This is a genomic window from Rothia gullae, assembly GCF_024294905.1.
In the GTDB taxonomy this organism is placed as follows: Bacteria; Actinomycetota; Actinomycetes; order Actinomycetales; family Micrococcaceae; genus Rothia.
On sequence record NZ_JANCOC010000001.1, the window covers coordinates 184,962 to 206,387 of the forward strand.

17 protein-coding genes are annotated in these 21,426 nt (G+C 63.2%); 9 read left to right on the forward strand and 8 right to left on the reverse strand.

Annotated features, from left to right (window positions below):
* Window positions 1-331 precede the first annotated feature (331 nt).
* Window positions 332-709, forward strand: a complete 378-nt coding sequence (locus NML54_RS00860) for a twin-arginine translocase TatA/TatE family subunit (protein ID WP_070846865.1) — start codon at window positions 332-334, stop codon at window positions 707-709.
* A gap of 93 nt (window positions 710-802) precedes the next feature.
* Here the strand turns inward: NML54_RS00860 and NML54_RS00865 are convergent, their stop codons facing one another.
* The 3 genes from NML54_RS00865 to NML54_RS00875 are packed head-to-tail and all read right to left on the reverse strand — an operon-like array spanning window position 803 to window position 4,275.
* On the reverse strand, window positions 803-2,005 hold the full coding sequence (locus NML54_RS00865; RefSeq protein ID WP_254755392.1) for a P-loop NTPase: 1,203 nt from the start codon (window positions 2,003-2,005) through the stop codon (window positions 803-805).
* Entirely contained in the window at window positions 1,995-2,954 is a 960-nt protein-coding gene (locus NML54_RS00870; protein WP_371925773.1) for a DUF1003 domain-containing protein, read from the reverse strand. The genes NML54_RS00865 and NML54_RS00870 overlap by 11 nt, the downstream gene beginning before the upstream one ends.
* The gene (locus NML54_RS00875; protein ID WP_254755393.1) at window positions 2,947-4,275 is read right to left on the reverse strand and encodes a magnesium transporter MgtE N-terminal domain-containing protein; all 1,329 of its coding nucleotides are present in this window, start codon (window positions 4,273-4,275) and stop codon (window positions 2,947-2,949) included. The genes NML54_RS00870 and NML54_RS00875 overlap by 8 nt, the downstream gene beginning before the upstream one ends.
* Before the next feature lie 130 nt (window positions 4,276-4,405).
* On the opposite strand from NML54_RS00875, the gene NML54_RS00880 reads away from it, so the two are divergent.
* A complete protein-coding gene (locus NML54_RS00880) occupies window positions 4,406-5,398 on the forward strand; it encodes a hypothetical protein (RefSeq protein ID WP_254755394.1) in 993 nt (330 codons plus the stop codon).
* Window positions 5,399-5,552: 154 nt separating this feature from the next.
* Here NML54_RS00880 and NML54_RS00885 read toward each other — a convergent pair whose 3' ends face one another.
* On the reverse strand, window positions 5,553-7,082 hold the full coding sequence (locus NML54_RS00885; protein ID WP_254755395.1) for an aminopeptidase P family protein: 1,530 nt from the start codon (window positions 7,080-7,082) through the stop codon (window positions 5,553-5,555).
* Window positions 7,083-7,298: 216 nt separating this feature from the next.
* Between NML54_RS00885 and NML54_RS00890 the strand changes: the two genes are divergently transcribed.
* On the forward strand, window positions 7,299-8,273 hold the full coding sequence (locus NML54_RS00890) for a PHP domain-containing protein (RefSeq protein ID WP_254755396.1): 975 nt from the start codon (window positions 7,299-7,301) through the stop codon (window positions 8,271-8,273).
* A 105-nt stretch (window positions 8,274-8,378) separates the two neighbouring features.
* Here the strand turns inward: NML54_RS00890 and NML54_RS00895 are convergent, their stop codons facing one another.
* The 4 genes from NML54_RS00895 to NML54_RS00910 all read right to left on the reverse strand — a co-directional run bounded on the left by NML54_RS00895 (window position 8,379) and on the right by NML54_RS00910 (window position 13,666).
* The gene (locus NML54_RS00895) at window positions 8,379-9,644 is read right to left on the reverse strand and encodes a DNA-methyltransferase (RefSeq protein WP_254755397.1); all 1,266 of its coding nucleotides are present in this window, start codon (window positions 9,642-9,644) and stop codon (window positions 8,379-8,381) included.
* An 8-nt stretch (window positions 9,645-9,652) separates the two neighbouring features.
* On the reverse strand, window positions 9,653-11,401 hold the full coding sequence (locus NML54_RS00900; protein WP_254755398.1) for a DEAD/DEAH box helicase: 1,749 nt from the start codon (window positions 11,399-11,401) through the stop codon (window positions 9,653-9,655).
* Window positions 11,402-11,890: 489 nt separating this feature from the next.
* Window positions 11,891-12,118 carry a DUF3107 domain-containing protein gene (locus tag NML54_RS00905; protein ID WP_254755399.1) on the reverse strand — a complete coding sequence of 76 codons (228 nt, stop codon included), beginning with the start codon at window positions 12,116-12,118 and terminating at the stop codon, window positions 11,891-11,893.
* Window positions 12,119-12,403: 285 nt separating this feature from the next.
* Window positions 12,404-13,666 (reverse strand): glutamyl-tRNA reductase, encoded by a 1,263-nt coding sequence (locus tag NML54_RS00910; protein ID WP_254755400.1) that lies wholly within the window; start codon window positions 13,664-13,666, stop codon window positions 12,404-12,406.
* Window positions 13,667-13,887: 221 nt separating this feature from the next.
* On the opposite strand from NML54_RS00910, the gene hemE reads away from it, so the two are divergent.
* From hemE to NML54_RS00940, 6 genes are all read left to right on the forward strand, one after another.
* A complete protein-coding gene (hemE, locus tag NML54_RS00915) occupies window positions 13,888-15,081 on the forward strand; it encodes a uroporphyrinogen decarboxylase (protein ID WP_254755401.1) in 1,194 nt (397 codons plus the stop codon).
* A gap of 138 nt (window positions 15,082-15,219) precedes the next feature.
* Window positions 15,220-16,767 carry a protoporphyrinogen oxidase gene (gene hemG / locus NML54_RS00920; protein WP_254755402.1) on the forward strand — a complete coding sequence of 516 codons (1,548 nt, stop codon included), beginning with the start codon at window positions 15,220-15,222 and terminating at the stop codon, window positions 16,765-16,767.
* 137 nt (window positions 16,768-16,904) lie between these two features.
* Complete coding sequence (gene hemQ, locus NML54_RS00925) at window positions 16,905-17,726, forward strand: hydrogen peroxide-dependent heme synthase (protein ID WP_254755403.1); 822 nt, start codon at window positions 16,905-16,907, stop codon at window positions 17,724-17,726.
* Window positions 17,723-19,162, forward strand: coding sequence for a ferrochelatase (locus NML54_RS00930; protein WP_254755404.1), 1,440 nt, complete (start codon window positions 17,723-17,725; stop codon window positions 19,160-19,162). The genes hemQ and NML54_RS00930 overlap by 4 nt, the downstream gene beginning before the upstream one ends.
* 184 nt (window positions 19,163-19,346) lie before the next feature.
* Entirely contained in the window at window positions 19,347-20,480 is a 1,134-nt protein-coding gene (locus tag NML54_RS00935) for a hydroxymethylbilane synthase (protein WP_254755405.1), read from the forward strand.
* Window positions 20,481-20,485: 5 nt separating this feature from the next.
* Window positions 20,486-21,421: a uroporphyrinogen-III synthase gene (locus tag NML54_RS00940; protein ID WP_254755406.1), complete on the forward strand. Its 936-nt coding sequence runs from the start codon at window positions 20,486-20,488 to the stop codon at window positions 21,419-21,421.
* Window positions 21,422-21,426 lie beyond the last annotated feature (5 nt).

A 21,426-nucleotide genomic window follows, 5' to 3' on the forward strand; every position in this document is an offset into this window, starting at 1 on the left:
CCGGTGGTGGAGATTATCCGCCGTAAACTGAATGTCGTGACTTGAGACCGCCGGGGTGCTGCCGGCGGTCTTTTGCGTTCGGGAGGCGGGCGTGCCTGCGGTTGGAGCCGCAGCGTTTTAACCCGGTGGTGGAGATTATCCGCCGTAAACTGAATGTCGTGACTTGAGACCGCCGGTGTGCTGCCGGCGGTCTTTTGCGCTCTTAGCCGTGGGCGCAATGCCCTTCCGCGGTGCTGTAGCGTACGCCTTCTGCTTGTCCAGAGCTTAAAGACACGTCCAGAAAGCGCCGGGGGTTCGGCGGTGCTGGCTCGGAACTGATAATCTATATTCTGTGTTTGGTATTAGTGGCACCGAGTTTATTATTTTGGCCGTTATCACGTTCTTTGTGATCGGTCCCGAACGCATGCCCGAATACGCCCGACAGATCCGTGAATTCGTCAAGACTGTGCGCCGCATGGCGTTCGACGCGAAGGACGACTTCAAGGAAGCCCTGGGCGAGACGGGCCTGGAAGATATTAACTGGCGCCAGTACGACCCCCGCCAGTACGATCCGCGCGTGATTGTGAAGCAGGCGTTCGCTGAGGATGACGCCGAGCGTGAGCGTGAGGCGAAGGAACGTGAAGAGGCGCTACTGAAGGAGAAGGAAAAGGCTGAGAGCCGTGCTCTTCCGCGAGGCGCATACGCCCCCTTCGACGTGGACGCAACCTAAGATTTTGAAACGGAAAGAACCCCGCACCGTGTGATGGTGCGGGGTTCTTTCTGTTTTCAGCTGTCTGACCCTCAGCTTCTAGATGCTATATCTCTAGACAAAGAGCGGCAGGCTCTGACCCGCCCGCGACTCGCCCGACTGCAGCAGCTGCGAGGCGATGGACTGAATCTCTTCAGCGGTGGGGGAGTTCGGGTGGCTCCAGACCACCGGTGTACCCTCGTCGCCGCCGGTACGCAGGTTCACATCCAACGGGACAGAACCGAGCAACGGTACCGGGTAGGAGAGCGCCTCCGAAAGACGCTCAGCGAGCACCTGACCGCCGCCAGAACCGAACATGTCGAGCACGGTACCGTCCGGCAGGGTCATGGCAGCCATGTTCTCCACCACACCCACGACCTTCTGACCGGTCTGCAAGCTCAGGGTGCCGGCACGTTCCGCCACATCCACCGCGGCGTGCTGCGGGGTGGAAATGAGTACCAGCTCCGCATTCGGCAGCAACTGAGCCATGGAGATGGCAATATCGCCGGTGCCGGGCGGCAAATCGAGTAGCAGCACATCTAGGGCGCCGAAGTGAACGTCCATGATGAACTGCTCCAGGGCACGGTGCAGCATGGGGCCGCGCCACGCCACCGGCTCGTTGCCCTTGAGGAACATGCCGATAGAAATCACTCGAATAAAGCCGCCGCTGACCTTCTGCTCACCCCAACACTGGGCGGGGGCGGGAACGTCCACGGTCGGCGGAAGAATCAGGTCATCCAGGCGGGTCGGGGCGTCGGTAATACCCAGCAGACCCGGAATGGAGAAGCCGTGCACATCCGCGTCAATAATGCCCACCGCAAGCCCGCGAGAAGCGAACGCTGCGGCAAGATTCGCGGTCATGGAGGACTTACCCACGCCGCCCTTACCGGACACTACACCGAACACACGGGTCAGCGAACCGGGCGCGGTAAACGGGTTGGAACGCTCCGGCTTGAGCATCGAACGCAGGGCGGAACGCTGCTGCGGGTTCATCGCACCCACCTGTAGCTGCACACGCTCAACACCCTCAACGGTGGTCGCGGCCTCTCGAACCTGCTGCTCGATGGTGTTCTTCAGCGGGCAACCCTCAATGGTGAGTAGCACCGTGACCTCAGCCCAGTGGCGGCCGGGAATCGGCTCACCGTGCTCATCCAGTTCAGGATGCACGAGCGCAGTCTCAACCATGCCCAGCTCCGTAATGGGGCGGCGCAGTTCGGGGTCCTCGACGCGGGCGAGTGCCGCGTAGAGCGCATCCTGCAGGGGCGAATTAGCGGTCACGGGAGCCTCCCTCACGGGTGCGCTCTGCCTGCTGCTGTGCCTGCTGGGATTCGCGGCTCTGAGGCTGGCTCAAATCGCCTCGGTGGGGATCCTGATTTGATTCCTGCGCGGAGTCCTTCGCAGAGCGTTCATCCTTGTCAGAAGCCTGCTCGGTACCGTTCTCGGTGCCCCCAGAGTTCTTGGCCCCAAAGTTCTTACCCTCAGCGCCCTGCTCCTCAGTCTCCTTCTCCTCAGCGTCCTTTTCCTCGCCCTCGGAGATATCGATATCGTCGATAGCCTCCTCCAGGTCCTCAATGTCCTCACTGATGTCCTGCAGCTGCTCGGCGTGACGCTCCTGCTCCTGCGCAATGTTCTGCAGCTCCTCAAGAATGTCACGCAGCTCGCTACGAACGAAGTCACGGGTCGCAACCTCACGCAGAGCAATACGCAGCGAAGCAATCTCGCGGGTCAGGTACTGGGTCTCCTCCAGGTTCTGCTGGTCACGCTTACGGTCCTCAGAGGCCACCACGCGGTCGCGGTCATCCTGACGGTTCTGCGCCAACAGTAGCAGGGGAGCAGCGTAAGAAGCCTGCAGGGACAGCATCAGGGTCAACAGGGTGAAGTTCAGGCTACGCGGGTCGAACTGCATCTCCTCCGGCGCCAGGGAGTTCCACGCTAGCCATACGCCACAGAAAATGGTCATCCACATCAGGAACTGCGGGGTACCCATGTAGCGTGCGAAACCCTCGGTCATGCGGCCGAAAGCGTCCGGGTTGGGGCTCGAGAACAGCTTCGGCTTGCGGGTGCCGGGGGTGCTCAGCTGCGAGTCGCTACGCTGCGGGCGGGAGTCGCCGCGCTCGCGGTTGCGTTCAGCGTACTTCTTCTCCAAGCGGTCCTTGAGGATACGCGCCTTATCGATGCGGGGGTTCTCCTCGGTACGGTTTGCGTCGCGGCGGTTCGATTCAGGCAAAGCGTCGTCCTACCTTTCGTACGGGAGTTCCATCATCGTAAGTGCGCCAGTCTTCGGGCAGGAGCGCATCGAGCACGTCGTCGATGGTCACTGCACCTACCAGGCGGTGCGATTCGTTCACAATGGGAACGATGGTCAGGTCATAGGTTGCCAGCACGCGTGCCAGCTCTTCCAAACTTGCCTGGTCAGAGACAGGCTCAGTGTCGGTATCGAGGATGTGACCAATCGGCTCACTCGGCGGCACACGCAGTAGCTTCTGCATGTGTACCAGACCCAGGTACTTACCGGTCGGCGTTTCCAGGGGCGGGCGGGTCACCATGACGGCCGCTGCCATCGCCGGAGGGATCTCCTCGGCGCGGATGTGCGCGAGCGCCTCCGCAACGGTCGCCTCCGGGGAGAGGATGATTGGCACCGGGTTCATGAGCGAACCGGCGGTACCCTCGTCGTATTCGAGCAGTCGACGGACGTCGTCTGCTTCGTCGGGTTCCATGAGCTCGAGCAGCTTTTCACGCTGGGCGTCGTCCAGTTCGATGAGCAGGTCGGCGGCGTCGTCCGGTTCCATCTCTTCGAGGACCTGCGCGGCACGCTCGTCGTCCAGGTGCGACAGAATCTGCACCTGGTCCTCGGCGGGCAGCTCCTGCAGAACGTCCGCGAGGCGTTCATCCTGCAGTTCGGCTGCGATTTCGACCATGCGCTTATCGCTCATCTCGTGGATGGCGTCCGCAAGGTCGGCGGGCTTGGAGTTCTCGTGGTTTGCCACGAACGCGGTTGCGGCCTGCGGTTCCACGTCGGTGGAGAGCACCGCCTCGTCCCAGTCGACGATGAGGGTCTCCTTGGAGCGGCGGCGCCACGTGCTGGAGGAGGAGCTGACGCGCGAAACAAACAGTTCGGTCACGCCCCAGTCGCCGTTGCGGCGTTGCTCAATGGCGACGTCCTCAATGACGGCATCGCCGCTGCCGTCGAGCAGACGCATGCGGCGGTCAAAGAGCTCACCCACGATGAGAGTCTCAGAGTTGCGCTGTTCAAAGCGGCGCAGGTTCACCAGGCCGGTTGAAATAATCTGTGAAGCGTCGATACTTCGCACACGGGTCATGGGCATGAACACGCGTTTCTTGCCGAGCACCTCAACGATGATGCCGACAACAATAGGTTCGCTGCTCTTGGCGGGGCGCGCGCCCGCAATGGATGCGCCCAGGCCACGTTTGAGCACGACGACATCTCGGAGACGGCCGAGGCGGTCACCGAAAGGGTCAAAAACGTCGAGGCCCAAAAGGCGGGCAATGTAAATCTTGCTGGGGGCGCTGAACTTCGAATTGCTCACTTCTCTAGGGTACGCCCCGCCGCGGTGATTCGCACTTTGAGAAGCCTAATTGAACAGGTGTTTGCTACGCTCGTAGAGGAGCTGACTGCCCACCGGGTCCAGGGTTAGAGCGGGCGGTAGAATAGGAGCCATGACTTCTAACCCGCCGAATATTCCCTCGACCCCGCCTTCTTCATACGTGGCCTCGCGCCTGGCGCAGGCTCAGGGCAAGCCCTTGCCTGCCGGTGAGGCGGTTGCCTCCTTCGTTCGTCACGATGATGCGCTCGCCGCTTTCGATGTGCTCAGCGAGCAGGATTATCCGGTCACGGCGCTGTACCTGGTCAATGACGGTATCCGCCAGGTGGAGTACCCGGTGCAGTCCGGTTATGGTCGTGCCCTGATTTCTGCGGTGATTCAGGGTGCGTCGATGGGCCTGGTGTTTTCGGTGCTGTTGACTCTGACCGGTGACTCTTTTACGTCGGTGGCGCTAAGGTACGTGCCGCTGTCGGTGGCTGTGTTTGTGCTGTGGCAGATGTATATTCTTCGTCGTAATCGCGGTGTTCGTTACCCGGTGCGTACCGAGGCGATTCCCTCGCGTACCGTGATGTACGCTCTGCCGGAGTGTGCTCAGGATGCGCGTCGCGTGCTGGGTGCGCACCCTCGCTTCTCGGCGGCGGTTGCGGCTGCGCGTGAGGCGGCAGCCCCGGAGGCTTCGCAGTCGCGTGCCGCTCAGAGCACCGTCTCGATGAATGGTGCACCGGTTCCGACCGGTGCCCCGAAGGCTCCCTCGTACCGTGCGCAGGCAGGTAGCCAGCCGGCGCCGAACCAGAACCTTCCCGAGCGTGATGCGACCGCGCAGAACGCGGTGGCTCAGAGAGCGGCGCAGAACATGCCTGCACCGGTTGTCCCCGCTCAGCCCGCTCAGTCCGCACAGCCTTCCGAACAGGACCAGGTAAGTACTGACCAGGCGACCGCTCAGAAGCCAGATACGCAGAAGCGCCCGGCGCAGCGGTACGGTCTGCGTGTGGACGACCCGGAAGAATACGCGAAGCTGATTCAGCCCAAGCCGCAGCGTCCGACCCCGCGTCCGCAGGGCCTGCACGATAAGTCCTCACACGATAAGTCCTCGCAGGACTCCGAATAACCGAACCTGCAACGGCGGTAGCCGCCCGTAGTGGCTCATACGGCAGGCATAGAAGACAGCACTTAGAAGACACGCGAAAGCCCCTCACCGATTCACTCGGTGAGGGGCTTTCCCTATAAAACGTTACTACGTAACTGTGAGGGGGTGTTAGGCGTTACTTCGCCAGCTTCGCCATCCATTCCTCAATGCCCTCAACGGTGCGCGGCAGCGCAGCGGAGAGGTTCACGTTGCCGTCCTCGGTGCAGAGCACGTCGTCCTCAAGGCGGATACCGATACCGCGGTACTCCTCGGGGATAGACATGTCCTCTTCCTTGAAGTACAGTGCCGGCTCAATGGTGAAGACCATGCCCGGCTCCAGCTCAGCCCACATGTACAGTTCAGCCTTCGCCTGCGCGCAGTCATGCACGTCCAGGCCCAGGTGGTGGCTGGTGCCGTGCGGCATCCAGCGGCGGTGCTGACCGCCCTCAATGGTGAGGGAAACCTCGGCAGAAACCGGTAGCAGGCCCCACTCTTCCAGACGGTGAGCCAGAACCTCCATAGCGGCGTCGTGAAGTTCGTGGAACTTACGGCCCGGCTTAGCCACAGCGAATGCGGCGTCAGCAGCCTCCAGTACAGCGTTGTAGACCTTCGCCTGAACCTCGGTGAACTTACCGTTCACGGGGAAGGTGCGGGTCACGTCTGCGGTGTACAGGGTGTCGTCCTCAACGCCTGCGTCCAGCAGCAGCAGCTTGCCGTCATCGACGGTGCCGTTGTTACGGATCCAGTGCAGGATGGTTGCGTTGTTACCGCAAGCTGCGATGGTGTCGTAGCCCAGGTCGTTACCGTCGGTACGTGCCACGGAGAAGAACGCAGTCTCAACGACGCGCTCACCGCGGTGGTGCGCAACAGCCCTCGGCAGCGCACGAACAACTTCTTCGAAGCCCTTGACGGTCAGGTCAACGGAGCGCTGCAGGTTCTCAACCTCGATAGCGTCCTTAATCAGGCGAGCCTCGGAGAGAGCCACGTTCAGTTCGGAGTCCAGCTTGTCAGCCTGCTCCAGCTCCACGCCGGTGTTGTAGCGGGAGGTGTCAACCAGCGCGTCAACAGCCGGGTCAACGTTGCGGACCAGGCGGATGTTCACGCCGCCCAGGCTCTGGTTGCCGGCGTTCTTGGTGATAGCAACCTCAAGCTCGGACAGGTCGCGGGTACGCAGACCGTAACGTTCGGAGAACTCCTTCAGGGTGGGGCGGGGGCCAACCCAGAACTCGCCGTAGCGTGCATCCGCGTAGAACTCTGCGGTGTCGCGGCCAGCCAGCGGGCGGAAGTACAGGGTGACCTCGTGGTTGGAGCCGTTGTCGCCGGTACCCTCTTCGACGGGCTCGAAGATCAGCACGGCGTCGGGCTCGTGGTCGATGCCCAGGCCGGTCTGGTGTGCAAACGCGGAGTGGGGGCGGAAGCGGTAGTCGCAGTCGTTGGAACGGACCTTCAGCGGGCCTGCGGGCAGGACGAGGCGCTCGCCGGGGAATGCCTTGGAGATCTTGGCGCGGCGCTCAGCTGCGTAGTCTGCTACGGGCTCGCGGGTGTAGCCGTCATCTTCAGCAGGTGCCCAGTTTGCGGCAATGAATTCGGTGAACGCAGACGCCTTAGGGGTGCTGCGGTGGTCAGTCTTCTGAGCTTCGGTGCTCTTCTCGTTGTTCTCAGTCATGGGTTAATCATAGCTTCTTCATTGCAGGTGGGCAGGTGTTTTAGCGCTTTTGACCATTAGAGGGGGTGCGGTGGGACAGAATATATCTTTGACCTACGACCGGGTGCCTGATATTGCGCCGCCGATATTGGTAGGGTTGAATCAGAAGAGTAGATGACATGCCTTAAAACCCCGCTGAGATGGCGACGAACTAGCGGGGGCGGGGAAGGAGAGAATATGACGCAGACAGAACACCGAAATAGTGCACCGCACAATAATGCGCAGCAGGCACCGCAGCCCGCTGAATCGGGCACGCCTGAAAACCTGAACCATGCCGGGCGCTATGATCTGCATATTCACTCCGCTATTTCTGACGGCACGCAGAGCCTGACCGAGCTGGTGCCGCTGATTGCTCGCGCCGGGTTGGCGGGTTTCGCGCTCACTGATCACGATACGACGGCTGGTTGGGCGCAGGCGGCTCAGCTGGCGGGTGAGTACGGTCTAGATTTTCTGCCGGGTGCCGAGTTCTCTTGCCGTTACCGGTACACCGATGGTGAGGGCCGCGTGCGCACGAAGACTATTCATCTGCTCGCTTATGGTTTTGACCCGGTGGAGTCGGAGTTAGCGCGCCGTGTGGAGGCGATTCGCGCCAGCCGTGAGGGTCGTGCGCAGGCTATTGTGGGTCGTCTTGCCGCTGACTACCCGCTGACCTGGGATGACGTGTTGGCGCAGGTGGGGGAGGGGAACACAGCGGTGGGCCGCCCCCATATTGCTGATGCGCTGGTTGCTGCCGGTGTGGTTGCTGATCGTTCTGAGGCTTTTGCGAAGCTGCTGTACACGGGCAGCCCCTACTATGTGCCGCAGGATGCGCTGGATCCGTTGGAGGCGGTGCGTCTGGTGCGTGAGGCTGGGGGTGTGCCGGTGATTGCGCATCCAATGAGTACGATGCGTGGGCCTGCGTTGAGCCTGGAGTATCTGGGTTTGATGGTGGATGCTGGCCTGGCGGGCGTGGAAGTGTATCACCGCGAGAATTCCCCGGAGGACCGGGCGCGTCTGCTGGAATTCATTGAGGGTCAGCGTGCGGCGGGCAGTGAGGTGCTGGTGACGGGTTCGAGCGATTATCACGGTGCGGGTAAGCCGAATCTGCTGGGTGAGAATACGACGGATGCGGTGACGGTGGCGCGTATCCGTGAGCAGCTGGCAGCCCAGTAGTAAGACCCAGTAGTAAGACGAAAGAGCGTGGGGCGGTTCCTTGATTAGGAACCGGCCCCACACTCTTAATAACACGTGCCCTCACAAACGCGCAGACAAGACAGCCTAGACGCTCTCACGCGAAGCATGATGCTGCAACACCGCACCCGCAGCAACCGCATCCCGCTGAGCCCGCGCCGCACGAGCCTTAGCCCGCGCCTGATGCTGACGCTGACGACGCAACTCATCACGACTATCAATACGCATCTTCTTGTCCACCGCATCCATCGACCGGTGACGCACAAACCGGCACGAGGCACCCTCAACCGGCTGCGTAGTCTCCGTGAGCGTATCCAACACAGCCTTCAACGCATGACGGCTCGCCGCCGTCAATGCATCACGACTCGTACCGCCACGAACACCCACCGTACGCTTCGGCGTGAACAACACACTCGCCCCACGCGGCACACCGCGATACTCAGCGAACGACACCGGATCCACACCCAGGCGCTTAGCCATCACCTCAATAGCCGGCGGATTCTGATCCACACACACGAACTTACGACCCAGCTGAGCTGCCGCCGCACCCGTAGAACCAGAACCAGCGAAGAAATCCAACACCCAATCACCCGGGCGGGAACTCGCCGCAATCATACGACGCAACAAACCCGTAGGCTTCTGCGTGGGATAACCCGTCTTCTCCTTACCCGTCGGCGACACAATAGTATGCCACCACACATCCGTAGGGAGCTTACCGCGAGAAGCCTTCTCCTCAGTCACCAAACCGGGAGCCATATACGGTTCACGATCAACCTCCGCAGTATTGAAGTAATAGCTGCGGTGATCCTTCGCGTACACCAAAATATTGTCGTGCTTCGTCGGCCAGCGGCGAGTAGACTTCGCACCGTAGTCATAAGCCCAAATCAGCTCATTAATGAAGTTCTCACGACCAAAAATCATGTCGCACATAATCTTCACATAATGAACCTCACGCCAATCCAGGTGCAGGTACAGGGTGCCGTCTTGCGCAAGCAGACGATGCGCCTGCTCAATACGCGGTGCTAGGAACGCCCAATAATCCTCGAACGAGTCGTTATAGCTCGCCAGAGTCTGCAGGGTGCTCGAATAGCTCTTGCCCTTAAAACCGGTGCGGTCACCCTTCTCAGAAGCCTCCGCGCTCAACGTGCGGCGCGTCTGCTTCTTACCCGTATTGAACGGCGGGTCAATGTAAATCACGGTGAACGCACCGTCGGGCAGCTCACGCAGATACTCCAGGTTATCTGCCTGCACCAGCAGCGACGGGCCCTGCGGATCGAAAACAGTCGAATCCGCGGAGTTCGCCTCAGCGGCAGGGGAGGGCGCGGCGGGTGCCGTGGATGCTGAAATACCCAACCCCGGCCCTAGCCTTCAGAACCAGCACGGTCAGCGCCACGGCCCTTACCGCGAGAACCCTCAGCACGAGAACCCTCAGCACGAGAACCCTCAGCACGAGAACCTTCAGCACGCGAGCCTTCAGAACGGCGGCGGGTACGGCGGCGGCCCTCACCCTCCACGGGCTGACCCTCAACACGGCGGGTACGGCGACGCTGACGAGGCACACGCTCAGAACGCTCCGAAGAACGTTCGGTACGCTCGGATGCGCCCTGCTCGGAACGCTCGGAACGCTCAGTGCGCTTGCGGCCCTCAGAGCGGCTACGGCCCTCACCGGAACGACCCTCACGGCCACCGTCACGACCGCCGCGGGAACGGCGCGAACCCTTCTCTCCATCACGACCGCCAGAACGGGCACCCTCACGGGAACCGTCGCGGCCACCGCGAGAACGAGCCGGACGGCCATCACGCGAGTCGCGGGCGCTCTCAAAGAACTCGTCGCCCATGCCCTCCGCCACACGCTCCTCGCGCGGCAGGCGGCCCTTAGTGCCAGCAGGAATGTTCAGGTCGTAGAACAGGTGTTCAGAGGAAGAGTACGTCTCAACCGGCTCAGGAACACCCAGCTCCAGGGCGTCGTTAATGACCTTCCAGCGCGGCAGGTCATCCCAGTCAACCAGGGTCACAGCGGTACCCTCATTGCCTGCACGACCGGTACGGCCGGTACGGTGCAGGTAAGTCTTCTCATCCTCGGGCACGCGGTGGTTAATCACGTGGGTCACGTCTTCAACGTCAATACCGCGAGCCGCCACGTCGGTCGCGACCAGAATGTCGACCTTGCCGGTGCGGAACGCCTTCAGCGCTTGTTCACGCGCAACCTGGTTCAGGTCACCGTGCAGGGGAGCGGCAGCGAAGCCACGGTTCACCAGTTCCTCCGCCACGCGGGCAGCGTCACGCTTGGTCTTGGTGAAGATGACGGTGCGGCCGCGGCCGGTAGCGCGCAGAATGCGGCCAATCATTTCGTCCTTGTCCAGGTGGTGCGCACGGTAGACGACCTGGCGGATCGACGCCTTAGTCTTCGAGGCGTCCTCGGGGTCAGCGGCGCTAATGCGCATGGGCTTGGTCATGTACTGGCGTGCCATCGCAATGACCGGGCCGGGCATGGTTGCGGAGAACAGCATGCTCTGGCGGTCCTCAGGCAGGTAGCTGAGGATCTTCTCAACCGACGGCTGGAAACCCAAATCCAGCATCTCGTCCGCCTCATCGAGGACCACAATCTTAACCTGCTTCAGGTTCAGGAAGCCCTGTTGGTACAGGTCGATAATGCGGCCGGGGGTTCCCACAGCAACCTCCAGGCCGCGGCGCAGCAGCTCAGCCTGAGGCTCAATCGGCACACCACCGTACAGGGTGGTGACGCGGGCGTTGCGCAGCTTCGCAGCAATCGCTAGGTCCTCGCCCACCTGAATAGCAAGCTCGCGGGTCGGAACCAGAATCAGCGCCTGAAGTGCGCCGGGGTACTCCAAATCAGCCCAACCCTCATCGTCGCGGCCGACCACACGCTGAATGGTGGGCAGACCGAAGCCGAGGGTCTTACCGGTACCGGTCTTCGCCTGACCAATGATGTCCTGGCCAGACAGAGCCACGGGAAGAGTCAGCTCCTGGATGGGGAAGGGGGAGGTAATGCCAACCGCCGCGAGGGCGTCGCTAATATCCTGGCGAACGCCGAAGTCGGCGAAGGACTTTGCAGCCTGAGTGGTTTCCTGCGTATTCGTTTCAGTCACTGGACCGTATCTTTCTACCCCTGTTCGGGGTGTGTTTCTCCCCGAAACGGGGTGTACCAGCCAGCACCTCGGTAGTGGAGGCGGTGACGGGCGGGCGTCGAAAGCCGGCCGCGGGAAATTCTTACGCGGGAAATTCTTACCGAGACGCCGCCTGCACGCATGGTTCATTCATGATGAGAAGGCGGTGCAGCCTCGGGGTTTTGAAAGGGGTACGACCGGTCATTCACTTAACCCCTCAATATTAACCCGGATTTGCTTCTGGCGCACCCTCGACCGGTTGTGGTGTGCACCCGTGACGGGCGATATACCACCCCAAAACCGGGTACCGCGAGGTTTTTGTGCGGGCGGTTTAAAACGCAAAACCCCGCATTCGGCACGGCGTAACCACGTGGCGCATAAAGCGCACGCACACGGCGCATAAAGCGCGGTTACGCATCGTGGCGGATGCGGGGAAAGCTCAAGCTAAAAGGTAAACAGCTACCGAACTAATTAGGCGCCGATACCGAAACCAACGTGACGCTTAGCGTCAGAACCCAGCTCAACGTAGCCAATCTGAGCGCCAGAAATCAGGGTGGTGTTGCCCTTATCGTCAGTGATCTGCAGCAGGGAGCCGTCCTCAATAGCCTTAGCGACCTTCTCGGTGATAACGTCCTGGGCTTCGCTGGTCTCAACAACGATTTCGCGGGCGATGTGGCGAACGCCAATCTTGATTTCCATGAGTCTCCTCGCAGAATAGTCCGGCGCAGCCAAACGGGCGCCGGGTATGGGAACTGTCTTATCTAGCATCTACTCTAGCGTGAACGAGCCGATCGGCACCGTGAACGGGCGGTACTTCGCCGGGGGCTAATAAAATACTCGCCGCCGGATGCGCGCAAACCTACGTGAAAACCCGCGCGAAACCCGTGTGAAACACACGTAAAACCCGTGCGAAAACGGGGGTGGTCATGCGAAAACGCCGGAAAAATACCGAAAAATACCGAAAGAGCGGGGGAGAGGAGACTCTTAAGAGTCCTCCACCTGAATACCGTAGAGAGTCTCCAGCGCCTGCACGTAATCCTCCGTGCGGCCCTCCGCCGCAAGCTTCTTGGCGCGCACTGTCGGAGTGTGCAGCAGGGACTTCACCATGCGGCGCATCGCCAGCTCAAACTGCTCCGTCGCCGCACCGCAACCAAACTGGCTACGCACCTTCTCCAGCTCGGAATCCAGCACATCCATAGTGTGCGAGCGAAGCGCAACAATCGCGGAGTCAATCGTGCGGGAACGCTGACGGGACAGGAACGCCGCCAGCTCAGACTCCACGATGCGCGTAGCCGTCGCCACGGACTCCTCGGTTTCCTCGGGGGCGGCAAGGCGCACCGATTCGAGGGTAATCAGTTCAACGTTCGGCAGGTCAGCGACCGAGGGGTCAAAGTCACGCGAAAGCGCCAGGTCGAGGATTGTATGGTGGCCCCCCGGAATCTGCTCGGGAAGCAACGGGTCGGAGCCGCCGGAGCAGCCAATAATGACGTCGGCAGAAGCCATGGCCTGCTCCATGCCGTCCACCGGCACCGCAGAAACCTCACGCTTTGCCGCGAACTCGGCGGCACGACCAGAACGGGAACTGACCCAAATATCGGTGCAACCGCGCTCGCGCAGTGCCGCAATGGTCGCGCCCGCGTAAGCACCCGTACCAAAAATCAGGGCGCGGCGGGTCGACCAATCCTTCTCGGCAACCTCGTCCGCAAGATCCAGGGCAACAGACACAATGGAGCGGCCCTGGGCGCCAAGCGCCGTATGCTGACCCACCTGACGAGCCGTATGCGTCGCATGCTCAAACAGCTGAACCAGCTCACCGGGAAGGGCCACGCCGTCCTCTTGCGCCTTCGCCTGCGCGGCAGCCAGGGCGCGGCGCACCTGACCGGTGATTTCGCGCTCGCCGACCACGGCAGATTCCAGGCCGGAGGCGACCGTCAGCAGGTGGCGTGCAGCCTCATCATCTGAGTACACATCGAAGCTGGAATTGATCAGTTCTTTATCCAAGCCGTAGGTGCGCGCGATCGAATCAGCAATCAGCTCACGAACCATGTTTACATGAGCGGATACGTGTAGCTCAACATACATTTCAAGACGGTTACAGGTGGCAAGAACGACTGCACCCTTCACGCCCAGCTGGCGTGCCATATCGCCCGCCAGAACATCGGGTACGCCGGAGGCACCGGCGCTCAACGCAGCGACGGTGGTCAGATCAACGGTGTGGTGCGATGCCACAAATGCATAAGTACTCACTAGAGACTAATCATAACCACGCCGACTAAGCCCCTGTAAAGCTCACAGAACCTAAGTTTCATCATTGTAGGGGGCAAGAAAATCTGCACGGTGGGGGAGTGGGTACGAAGAGTGGGTGCGAACTAAGGTATCCCTCACCACTAAGAAAGCCAGTATTAGGTAAGATTCGCTATGACATAGTGTCGCAAAAATGCTCACATAAACCTGTCACACTAGACACTATGAGCGAAAACCAGCACACTACCCCCGCATCGGAAAAGGGCTCCGCATCGGCTGCCGCACAGGCACCTGCCCTGCCCGCACACCCCACCGACGCCCAGCGACCCCTGCTCACCGACGAGCAGCTCGCACACCTACCCGCCAACCACCCCCTGCGGGTAGGCACCACCGCCGACTCGCCTATGCTCCGCGCCCTCACCGGCCGCCCCTCCAGCCATCGACCCGTCTGGTTCATGCGCCAGGCAGGCCGCTCCCTGCCCGAATACCGCCAGGTACGCGAAGGCATCCCCATGCTGGACGCATGCCTCACCCCCGACCTCGCCGCAGAAATCACCGTGCAGCCCGTCCGCCGCCACAAGGTCGATGCCGGCATCTTCTTCTCCGACATCGTCATCCCCATGAAGCTCGCGGGCGTCAACGTCGACATCGTGCCCGGTAAGGGCCCCGTACTCGACCAGCCTGTACGCACCCTCGACGAGGTGCGCGCCCTGCCCGAACTCAAAGACAGCGCCCTCGACCCCATCCGCGAAGCCGTCGCCGCAACCGTAGAAATGCTCGGCGACACCCCGCTCATCGGCTTCGCCGGAGCCCCCTTCACCGTCGCCGCCTACATGGTCGAAGGCGGCCCCTCCCGCGACCACCTGCGCCCGCGCACCATGATGCACGCCGACCCTGCCGCCTGGCACGAACTCGCCGCCTGGGCAGCCCGCACCGCAGGCCAGTTCCTGCGCGCACAGATCGAGGCGGGTGCATCCGCCGTGCAGCTCTTCGACTCCTGGGCAGGCTCCCTCAGCGAAAGCGACTACCGCCGCTACGTGCAGGCACACTCCGCAACCACCCTCGACGCGGTGCGCGAATACGGGGTGCCGCGCATCCACTTCGGCACCGGCACCACCGCCCTGCTGCCCGCCATGCACGAAGCCGGCGCAGACGTCATCGGTGTGGACTACCGCCTGCCGCTGTCCGCAGCAAACACCCTGCTCAACGGCGCCGTACCCCTGCAGGGCAACATCGACCCGGCACTGCTCGCCGCAGGCAGTAAAAACCTCTACGCACACGTAGACGAAGTGCTCGCAGAAGGCAACGCCGCCCCCTCGCACGTGGTCAACCTCGGCCACGGCGTACCCCCGACCACCGACCCGCAGGTGCTCACCGACCTCGTGGCGTATATCCACGAACGCACCGCGCAAGCATAGGATAAAAAACGATAAATAGACGGCGCAGATGCCGGACACCCTCCGACATCTGCACCGAACATCTGCACCCCGAACCAACCACCACACCCGTTACCGCAACGGGCAACTCCACCGCAGACAGACCGAAGGAGAACCACCATGGGCCACACCAACCAGGCACCGTACCGCACCGCACAGGTCAGTTCCTCCGCCGCACCCCAGAACGCACGAGCTTTCACCCGCAACGAGAAGGCACCCACCGTCATCGTCATCGGCGGCGGCCCCTCCGGCCTAATCTCCGCACGCCGCCTCGCCGCAGCCGGTATGCGCGTCACCCTGCTCGAACAGCGCCACCACCTCGGCGGTGCCGTTGGTGCCCACGAAGTTGGCGGCCTTCTGCTGGACTCCGGCGCAGAATCCTTCGCAACCCGCAGCCCCATTGTCAGCGACCTCGTCAAAGAACTCGGCCTGGGCGACCAGATCGTCACCCCCAACTCCTACGGCTCCTGGCTGTACCTGCCGCAGGGCGCCCGTCGAACCCCCAGCACCGGCATCATGGGTATCCCCGGCAATGTGAACGATAAGTCGCTGATCCCCGTCATCGGTAAGAACGGTCTGCGCCGCGCCCAGGTGGATAAGTTCCTGCCCGTCTCCGCAGGCGAGAACGCGAAGACCCTCGGTGAGCTCGTGCGCATCCGCATGGGCCAGCAAGTGCTCGACAACCTCGTTGCACCCGTAGTCTCCGGCGTGTACTCCACCCACCCCGACAAGCTCGACGTCGATGCGACCATCCCCGGTCTGCGCGAAGCCTTCCGCAAGCACCGCTCCCTCTCCGCCGCAGCGCACGCTTTCCGCTCGGCAGCCCCCGCAGGCTCACAGGTCGCCGGTATCGTGGGCGGCATGAACCAGCTATCCGAACGTCTCGTCGAAGACCTCTACGCCGCCGGCGTTCGCATCGTCACCGGATTCGACGTCATCGCCGTAGACCGCGACGAATCCACCGGCCAGTGGTTCATCATCCAGCGCCACACCACCGACGGCGAAAACACCCCCCTCTACGCCGACTACCTGGTGCTCGCTACCGACGGCCCGACCGTGGCACGACTCATCGGCCCGCACGTCTCCACCGCCCTGCCCGCCGTGGAACCCGGCCCCGAAGTCGCCCTCGTCACGCTCGTCGTCGATGCTCCCGCCCTGGACAAGCACCCCCGCGGCACCGGCCTGCTCGTCTCCGAAGAAGCCACCGCCGTACGCGCCAAGGCACTCACTCACGCCACCGCCAAATGGCAGTGGGTCGCCGAGGCCGCAGGCCCCGGACGCCATGTCGTGCGCCTCTCCTACGGCCGCGGCGGCGAAGACGCCCGCTTCTCAGAAGTGGCACTCGCCGACGAACAACTCATCACCCTCGCCCTGCGCGACGCCACCCGCATGATGGACGTAGCCCTTACCCGCAACAACCTCATCGACGCGGACGTGGTGCGTTGGCGCGGCGTCCTGCCCGCCTCCACCCCCGGCCACCGCGACCGAGTCAAGGAATTCCGTGACCGCGCCAGCGAACTCGGAACCCTCAGGACCGTCGGCTCCTGGGCGGCAGGCTCCGGCCTGGTCGTAACCGTCAAAGACACCTACGAGCAGATGGACCGCCTCATCTACCACGCGGCACAGGACTGGGAAGGCGTCACCTCCCCGAAAGCCGCAACCGCCTAGTAGACGGCGCAGCGGCGGCAGAAGCTCAGCCAATAACTCAGCCCAGCCAGTAACAAGACCAAAAAATTGAGAAAACGCGCAGCTACGGAAGCCGCGCCTCCAACACAGCGAACCCTCGCTGAAGAAAGGAATACACAATGTCTCACGATCACGCAGCACACGGCCACGGCGGCGCACACGGCGCAGGTCAGGGCGGCTACACCCACGCAGGCCACGGCTACGGCGGCGTACCCAAGGGCTACGCAGTCCAGCACTCCGCAGCTGACGAGAACCGCCGCGGCCGCGAAGAAGGCGAAACCCTGCACTACGCCCTGTACACCGTGTTCGCACGCTCCGGAGCACGCCCCGCAGAGTCCAACACCGACGAAGCACGCGCCGAATTCGAGAAGGTCGCAGAACAGCTCGCAGCAGACGGCGTGACCCTGCGCGGCATCTACGACGTCTCCGCAATGCGCGACAACGCAGACGTCATGATCTGGACCCACGGAGAAACCCCCGAAAAGCTGCAGGCAGCAGTCCGCAAGATCCGCCGCACCGCACTCTTCGCAGGCACCACCATCGTCTGGTCCACCATGGGCGTACACCGCGAAGCAGAATTTACCCGCAACCACGCACCCGCCTACGCACGCGGCAAGGCACCCGAAGCATGGGTCTGCGTCTACCCCTTCGTACGCTCCTACGACTGGTACTACATGAACCCCGAACGCCGCGCAGAAATGCTCAAGAACCACGGTATGAAGGCAATCGACTTCCCGCAGATTCTGGCAAACACCGTCGCAACCTTCGGCATGAACGACTACGAGTGGGTTCTCGCCCTTGAAGCACCCCAGCTCGTTGACCTCGTCGACATGATGCGCCACTTCCGCAACACCGAAGCACGCCTGCACGTGCGCGAGGAAACCCCCTTCTACACCGGCCGCCGCATTGGCGCAGACGAAGTAGCAGAGGTTCTGGCGTGAGCCATCAGCCGCACAACGGCGTAACCCTCAACGGCACGCTCCTGCCGGACGATGTGGTACCCAACCGCACCGACCCGGCGAACACCGCCTCCAACGGCCCCGCCGGGCTCAACGAGCAGACCCTCGGCGACTACCGAAGCGAACGCAGCATCACCCGTGAGCGCGCCGAAGAGGTGCGCCCCTACGACCTGGTGATTCTCTCCTCCTTCGGTGGCCCCGAGGGGCAGGAGGACGTCATCCCGTTCCTGCGCAACGTGACTGCTGGCCGCGGCATCCCGGATGAGCGCCTCGAAGAGGTCGCCACCCACTACCGCGCCAACGGCGGCGTCTCGCCCATTAACGAGCAGAACCGTGCCCTGCTCGCCGCACTGCAGCAGGCGCTCGCCGAGCGTGGCCCGCACATCCCGATCACCTGGGCGAACCGCAACTGGAAGCCCTACGTGAAGGACGTGCTCGCCGAAGCCTACGAGAACGGCCACCGCAACGTGCTCGTGCTGGCGACCAGCGCCTACCCCGGCTACTCGAGCTGCCGCCAGTACCGTGAAGACTACGGCATGGCGATCGAGCAGCTCGGCCTGGAAGGTCGCGTGCACGTGGGCAAGATACGTCAGTTCTTTGACGTGCCCGGCTTCTCTCGCGCTTTCGCTGACGGGCTGAAGGACGGCCTCGTCACGGTGCGTGAGCAGCTTGCCGCACGCGATAGTGGTTCGCTGAACCCGCGCCTGCGCATCATGTTCTGCACCCACTCGGTGCCGACCTCCGCGGCGAATGAGGCAGGCCCGCGCGGTGTGAACTACGAGGGCGGCTCCGCCTATGTGGAGAAGCACCTGCAGGTCGCTCGCGCCGTGCTTTCGCTGGTTCACGATGAGGCCCCGCAGCTTCTGCAGAACGTCGAATGGGAGCTGGTGTACCAGTCCCGTTCCGGCCCGCCGTCCATGCCGTGGCTGGAACCGGACGTCAATGACGCCCTGGAGGCGCTACCCACCCCCGCCAACCCGGCGGAGGACGGCGAAGCCCCCGTGGAAGGCGTCGTGCTGGTGCCCCTCGGCTTCGTCTCCGACCACATGGAAGTCAAGTGGGATTTGGACACCGAGGCGCTGGACACCTGCAAACGCCTGGGCGTGGTTGCCGTCCGCACCCCCACCCCCGGCACGCATCCGGCGTACGTGGAGTCGCTGCGCCGCCTCATTGAGGAGCGCGTGGAGAACGGCGTTTCAGCCGACCTGCGCCCCGAACGTGAGAGCGTCCTCGCCCCGAGCGCGAGCGGTCAGTACGGCTGGTTCGACGAGTGCGAACCCGGCTGTTGCAAGCCCGGCCGAGGTGCTCCGAAGCCGGTCATCGCTGAGTACGCAGCCAGCGCTGAGGACAGCGCTTCTGAGAACGCACCCGTCAGCCGCTCCAATGGATGCGGCTCCGGCGGATGTTGCTCCCACTAACCCCACCCCTGTAGCTCCGGCTCGCCCCCAACACCCCTGACCGGGGCGTGCGGGCGGGTCGGAGCGCACGTGCCTACAAGCTACCCCCAGAAGTTAGACAAACACACAGCGTCGCAAACACACAGCCTCTGGGGGAAACACACACCCCTACGGGCTATCACACACATCCCCGAAAAGGAGAGATATGAGCCATCACGAGTACATCTTGGGCACCCGCGGGTCTGCTCTCGCCCTAACCCAAAGCCGTATTGCCGCTGAAACCGTCATCTCCCTCTACACCGAACACCAGGCACACCACGGCGCCGCAGATGCCGAGGTTGTGGACTTCACCCTGCGCACCGTCAAAACCGAAGGGGACGTGCTCACCGGCCCCCTGGCAACCCTCGGTGGTACCGGCGTATTCGCTGCGGCACTGCGCCAGCGTCTGCTCGACGGCGAGAACGCCTCCGAAGAAAACCGCGTGGACATGGCGGTACACTCCCTCAAGGACCTGCCCTCCGCACCCTGCCCCGGCCTGGTCATCGCCGCAACCCTCAAACGTGAAGACCCCCGCGACGCCCTCGTGGCACGCGACGGTCTGACCGTCGACACCCTGCCCAAAGGCTCCCGCGTGGGCACCGGCTCACCCCGCCGCGCCGCCCAGCTGCGTGCACTGCGCCCCGATCTTGAAATCGTGGACATTCGCGGTAACGTGGGCACCCGCATCGGCCGCGTGAAAGGCTTTGAAGAGCACGCCGGCAAGCAGGTCGTACTCCGCCAGAACGCTGAAACCTCCGAACGCGCCGACCACGGTGTAGGCACCGAACGCAACGGCGACTGCGACGCCGTGGTGCTCGCCGTCTCCGGACTGAAGCGCCTGGGCAAGGAAGAACTCATCACCGAGTACCTTGACCCCACCCGCATGCTGCCCGCCCCCGGCCAGGGTGCGCTCGCCCTGGAAGTGCGCGAAAGCGAATTCGAGAACCCGGACCCCGCCGTGCTCGCCGACCCCGAGGTGGCGCGCCCGGTGCGTGCCCTCGGCCGTGCTCTGCTCGCCGCAAACCACTACGAAACCCGCCTCGCGGTCAGCGCCGAACGTGCCCTGCTGCGCCGCCTCGAAGCCGGATGCGCCGCGCCCATCGGCGCGTACGCGCACATGGTTGAAGGCGACCTGGTGCTTAACGTTGTGGTGGCGTCCCCGGACGGCACCGACATGCTGCGCCACACCTCGGCAACCGCCGAACTGGATGTGCCCGGCGCCGAACGCCTGGGCGTGCGCGTGGCAGAAGACCTGCTACAGATGGGCGCCGCCGCACTGGCCGGATTGGACCTGAAGTAGGCGCCATGTCTGCCCCGCCTTCTGATACCTCGCGTTCTGAATCCCGGCAGGTTGATGCCCCGCAGGCTGATGTCCCGCGCACGGTTCTGCTGACCCGCTCCGCCGCCCAGGGAGCCGCCTTCGCCCGCGCCCTCGCCGAGGAAAGCGCGCAGAACGGGTTAGGGGAGCCCCGGGTACTCTTCGCCCCGCTACAGCAGGCACGCACCGTCAAACCGGGCGCAGATCACGCCGCCGCGCTGGAGGCGCTCGCCTCCGGTCACTATGCTTGGGTGAGCTTCACGAGCGCCAACACGGTTCGCGCCTGCGCCGAGCTGTGGGGTGCGGAGTTTGCCCGCGCCTGTGCAAGCGGGGGAGTGCGCATCGCCTGCGTGGGTGCAGCAACCGCCCGCGCCGTACACGCCCAGCTGGGGCTGGGCACGGATTTTCAACCGCAGGTGCAGAGCGCCGCCGGTATGCTCACAGAGTTCGAGAGCCCCGCCCCCGTAGCCCCCGCAGCTGATTCCGCCGCGACTGATTCAGCTGCAGTGCTGGTTCTGGAAGGCTCCAACGCCCGCCCGACCCTGCGCGAAGGCCTCAAAAACCTGGGCTGGGACAGCCACCGCTGCGTGCTCTACGACATGGTGCCCGCCGAGCAGGTGGCACCCGGCGAGCTGAGCCTTGCCGCCGCCCGCGCATTTGTGCAGGGGAATGCCGTAGATGCCACCAACCCGGAAATCACCGCCCCGGAAACCCCCGCGCCGGATGTGCTGGTGGTGACCGCCCCCTCCCGCCTGCACGCCCTGCTGGACGGCACCCCCGCGCTACCGCCCGAATCCGTGGCGCCGGTTGTGGCGATTGGGGCGAGTACCGCCTCCGCATGCCGCGCCCTGAACCTGCGCTACGTGCAGGCCGATTCGCCGTCACCGCAGGATTTGGCGCGCGCCGCCGCGTCCTTCATTTAGGCGCG